This window comes from uncultured Arcanobacterium sp. (assembly GCF_947253055.1).
GTDB lineage: Bacteria > Actinomycetota > Actinomycetes > Actinomycetales > Actinomycetaceae > Arcanobacterium_A.
Map to the genome: position 1 here is coordinate 1 of NZ_CAMXYE010000099.1, position 3,702 is coordinate 3,702.

At 48.0% G+C, this 3,702-nt stretch carries 3 protein-coding genes; 1 reads left to right on the top strand and 2 read right to left on the bottom strand.

Annotated elements, in window-relative coordinates:
• Positions 1-389 precede the first annotated feature (389 nt).
• Positions 390-656 carry a GlsB/YeaQ/YmgE family stress response membrane protein gene (locus tag Q0X35_RS06160; RefSeq protein ID WP_297566581.1) on the top strand — a complete coding sequence of 89 codons (267 nt, stop codon included), beginning with the start codon at positions 390-392 and terminating at the stop codon, positions 654-656.
• A gap of 84 nt (positions 657-740) precedes the next feature.
• Here Q0X35_RS06160 and Q0X35_RS06165 read toward each other — a convergent pair whose 3' ends face one another.
• Complete coding sequence (locus Q0X35_RS06165; protein WP_297566583.1) at positions 741-2,435, bottom strand: formate--tetrahydrofolate ligase; 1,695 nt, start codon at positions 2,433-2,435, stop codon at positions 741-743.
• An 87-nt stretch (positions 2,436-2,522) separates the two neighbouring features.
• Positions 2,523-3,702: phosphoribosylformylglycinamidine synthase subunit PurQ (locus tag Q0X35_RS06170; protein ID WP_297566585.1), on the bottom strand; the 1,180-nt coding region annotated here is incomplete at its 5' end.

Sequence of the window (3,702 nt, forward strand, 5' to 3'; positions counted from 1 at the left end):
ACACCTTGCACAGTTCAAGAATCTACCTGAGCAGATCTGGGCCGCGCACGAGCGGATAGAACAGGCGTTTAACGCCTAATTGGCACCTGGTTTTGCACTAGCGACGGGTGGATTTTCTTAAGGCGGGTTAATTCCAGCGGTAGCTACGGCTCCTGCTGGGATTAACCCGCCAGTTTCTATCTAGCCTTAACTCGTAAGCGAATAAAGTTAGGCAGAAATTTTTCGCATAGCCACTTTATAGAATTCCTTATATATATAACACATCGCAAGAAAGTTCAAAATTAAAATATCTGTTGTATTTTTGTTAGAATGGAATAGCACTACTGAAGTGAATGTAAATTTACTGCAGTAGCTGACGGAAACGAACGCGAATCAGAAAGGAGCGTTTCATGGGTCAGCTAATTGGAATGATTATTACCGGTGCTATAGTAGGGGCTTTAGCCCGGTTTTTCAAGAAAGGTGAACAGCCCATTGGTATTCTGTGGACTATTATCCTCGGTGCCTTAGGAGCGGGGCTAGGAGGCTGGATAGTAGGACTATTTGGCTATTCCAATGCGAATGGTGGTATTTCTTGGATACAGTGGATTGTATCGATAATCGCTGCTATGGTACTTATCGGAATCTACATGGGCTTTTCTGCAAAAAATAAGAAGTAAGCTCCTGCAGCAAAAATATCTTTTCTAAAGAATAATTTTCTTATCCTCTGGATGGTTTCGAGCCTCCAGAGGATATTTTTTACCCTAAGAAAGCCCTGTAATGCGGCCATCTCCAGCTACGTCAATAGAATTTGCAGCCGGTACTTTCGGAAGCCCCGGCATAGTTAGAAGGCTTCCCGAATAAGCCACCAGGAAACCAGCTCCCGCATTTACTTTTATATGCCGTACATGCACCTGGAAATCATGCGGAGCTCCGCGGAGTTGGGGATTATCTGAGAAGCTATATTGGGTCTTTGCCATGCATATAGGTAAATCTGCAAAGCCCAGTTTTGTGAGCCGAGAAATTTCTTGCCGTGCTGCCGGAGCGATATCTACTCCGGAACCGCCATATACGTTCTGCACTAGCAAATCGAGTTTTTCGGCTATCGGAATCCCAAGCGGATAAGCAAAGCGAAGCGGATTCGAATTGCTGTGGCCTCCTTCATTTTCTTCGCAGAGGCGTACTACTTCCCGGGCTAACTCTTCTCCGCCGGCGCCTCCTTCTGCCCATACCGTAGATTTCACTAGCTTCACTCCGAGTTTTGCACACTCGGCACTAGCCAAAGCTATTTCTGCCGCTGTATCGCTGGGAAATATATTCAAAGCCATCACAACTGGCACATTGAATACATTCTGCAAAGTGGAAATATGGCGCAGTAAATTAGGCAGCCCCGCTTGTAAGGCAGGTAAATTTTCGTATTCCAAATCCTTTACAGCCATTCCGCCGTGCATCTTTAAAGCGCGAATTGTGCCCACTACGACAGCGCAATCTGGCTGCATACCACTCAGGCGGCATTTGATATCGATAAATTTTTCGGCGCCTAAATCTGCTCCGAAACCGGCTTCCGTAACTGTGTAGGAGCTGAGAGAACGCGCCATTTTTGTGGCAATAATTGAATTGCAGCCGTGGGCGATATTGGCAAAAGGCCCACCGTGCATAATCACCGGTGTCCCTTCTATACTCTGCACTAAATTCGGTAATAAGGCGTCTTTAAGTAAGGCCGTCATGGCTCCTGCTGCCTGTAAATCAGCGGCCGTCACCGGTGCGCCGTCTTCATTATAGGCGACGATTATTTTCCCCAGCCGCTGTTTTAGATCACCTAAAGAAGAAGCTAAGCAAAAAATAGCCATGACTTCGGTGGCTACGGTAATTTCAAAGCCGTCTTCTCGTTCCCGCCCGTCGCTGGTCTTTCCGCGGCCATCTACGATATTGCGCAATTGTCGATCATTCATATCGAGGCAGCGCTTCAAGACGATGCGCTGGGGTTCGATGCGGAGCTCATTTCCTTGGTAGATATGGTTATCTAGCAGGGCGGCCAGTAGATTATTGGCTGCTGAAATAGCGTGAAAATCGCCGGTAAAATGTAGATTTATATCTTCCATCGGAAGTACCTGCGCATAGCCACCTCCGCAGGCGCCGCCTTTTAGGCCAAAAACTGGCCCAAGAGAAGGCTCACGCAAGGCTGCGCATACTCGTTTCCCGATACGTGCTAAACCGTCTGCTAACCCAATTGTGGTGGTAGTTTTCCCTTCTCCGGCCGGAGTGGGAGACATCGCCGTCACCAGCACGAGCTTATTGCGGGCAATCTGCTCGTCATTTATCAGCTGTAAATCTAGCTTTGCTTTAGCGCGCCCATAGGGCACAAGGTGTTTTGCGTCGATTCCCAGTTTTGCGGCAATCTCTGTAATAGGGCGAAGCTGGGCTCGCTGGGCAATCTCAATATCGGATAGTTGCGCCACTTAAATGAATCCTCCACTGCTGAGTGCTATTTTGGCCGAAGCTTTTTGCGGTATATTCCACATTCTTTAAATTGGCTATATCCGGAATTAGCTACGGAAGTAGTCCACTGCCGCCGCAAAAATTTGCATATCATAACGGCCGGGCACATTTTGATAGGTGCCAGCGGAGAAACGCTCTGCGTGCCCCATCTTTCCAAAAATACGCCCACAATCAGATACCATTCCTTCGATAGCTAGCTGCGAATCATTGGGATTGAATCTGATATCAGAAGTCGGAGTGCCCGCTAGATCTACATATTGAGTGGCGATATTCTGCGCTTTTACTTCTCCGACGATTCGCCCTTCGCCATGCGATATGGGCACTTGATAAATTGCGCCCATTTCAGTTTTTTGCAGCCATGGACTGCTCGTATTGCAGATGCGCACATTTACAATCCCTGATTGGTGGCGCTCAATCGTATTATAGGTGAGAGTAGGCATATCAGCTTTTGGCTCACAAATTCGCCCAGCGGGAAGTAATCCTAATTTAATTAAAGCTTGAAAACCGTTACAGATGCCGCCAATTAGCCCATCGCGTTTTTCCAGTAACTGGTTAATTTCCTCTGCTACCTGCTCATTACGCATAAACGAAGTAATGAACTTAGCTGATCCATCCGGTTCATCGCCGCCTGAGAAGCCACCCGGAATGAAAAGGATCTGCGCTTTTGCCAGCTTAGTGGCAAAGTCGCTAATACTTCTTTCAATATCCGCCACTGTAAGGCTCTTGACGACCATAATATCTGCTTTGGCCCCCGCCTTTTCCCAAGCCCGTGCCGTATCGAATTCACAGTTAGTGCCAGGGAATACCGGAATTAGTACCCGGGGATTAGGGTGGGGCTGACCGCTATACTTCCGGGCGGGCAGAGTATTTTTAATCCACGGATAGCTTTGGATATCCGGCCGGAGCGCAGGGGTGGAATTTACCGGTGCTAGTGAGTCTGCTAGCGAGTCTGCTGCCGATGAAGAATCAGCCCCAGACCCTGCATCCGTAGCTGGAGTATGTACGTGATAAACCGGCTCTAACTTGGCTTCATAGCCTTTTTGGAGTTCGGCAATAGCTACTTTTTCCCCAGCTGCCCGTAACTCATACGGAGAAATTACTTCTCCGATTTCTTGTATCTCTACTAATTCTTCTACAGCTGGATGAGGTGAAAAATCTGCCGCTGCCTCGAGCAGGAAGCCGCCACAAATAGGGGCAAACCCCGTCTCTACCGCAAAATCAGAGTTA

Bases quoted from the DNA above. Each gene is read 5' to 3' on its own strand.
- Q0X35_RS06160 (WP_297566581.1), top strand. From the start codon at position 390: ATGGGTCAGCTAATTGGAATGATTATTACCGGTGCTATAGTAGGGGCT.